Annotated in this window: 1 protein-coding gene; it reads left to right on the plus strand. The window is 66.4% G+C overall.

The window, feature by feature from the left end; translation table 11 throughout:
- Positions 1–35: 35 nt before the first annotated feature.
- Positions 36–794 (plus strand): DUF222 domain-containing protein (locus A5760_RS13975; protein WP_155764333.1); only part of this gene is annotated, 759 nt, incomplete at its 3' end.

Here is a 794-nt window from a genome sequence, read left to right on the forward strand (position 1 = left end):
CCGGATTTGTCGTAGGTGGCTGCGATGATGGCGTCATGTCTTCGACCGCATCCGCTGGCGCCGTGGTGGTGCGTCCTGGCGAGCGTCTTGAGGTGTTGTTCGAGGAGCTGGCGGAGTTGACCGGTCAGCGCAATGCGATTGATGGGCGCATCGTTGAGATCGTGGCCGAGATCGATCGCGACGAGCTCTGTGGCGTCACCGGCGCGCGGTCGGTGCCGGCGTTGGTGGCCTGGAAGACCGGCTGCTCGTCGGCAAATGCTCACACGATCGCCACCATCGCGAGCCGGCTCAAGGAGTTCCCACGCTGTGCCCAAGGCATGCGAGAGGGCCGGCTGTCGCTGGATCAGGTCGGGGTGATCGCGGCGCGGGCCGGCGAGGGATCCGATGAGCACTACGCGGCGCTGGCGCGCTGCGCCACGGTCAATCAGCTGCGCACCGCGGTCAGGCTGGAACCGCGACCCGAACCCGAACCTCGGCGCGAGGTCGAGCGCTCGATCACCACGACCACCAATGAGCAGGGCAGCTGCTATCGGATCACACTCCCGCACCATGACGCCGCGAAGTTCGAGGCCGCCTTGCAGTCTCATCGTGATGCGCTGATCGGCGAGTGGAGGCACGATCACGGCAATGGCTCGGGCGTTTTAGATCAGCGGCCTCCGTTGCCTAGCACCGTCGAGGCGTTTATGCGTCTGGTCGAGGCTGGATGGGACGCTGAGGCGGCCCGCCGGCCACACGGGCAGCACACCACCGTGGTGGTGCATGTCGATGTTGAGCAGCGCGCTGCGGCACTGCAT

This window comes from Mycobacterium colombiense (genome assembly GCF_001665835.1).
In the GTDB taxonomy this organism is placed as follows: Bacteria; Actinomycetota; Actinomycetes; order Mycobacteriales; family Mycobacteriaceae; genus Mycobacterium; species Mycobacterium colombiense_A.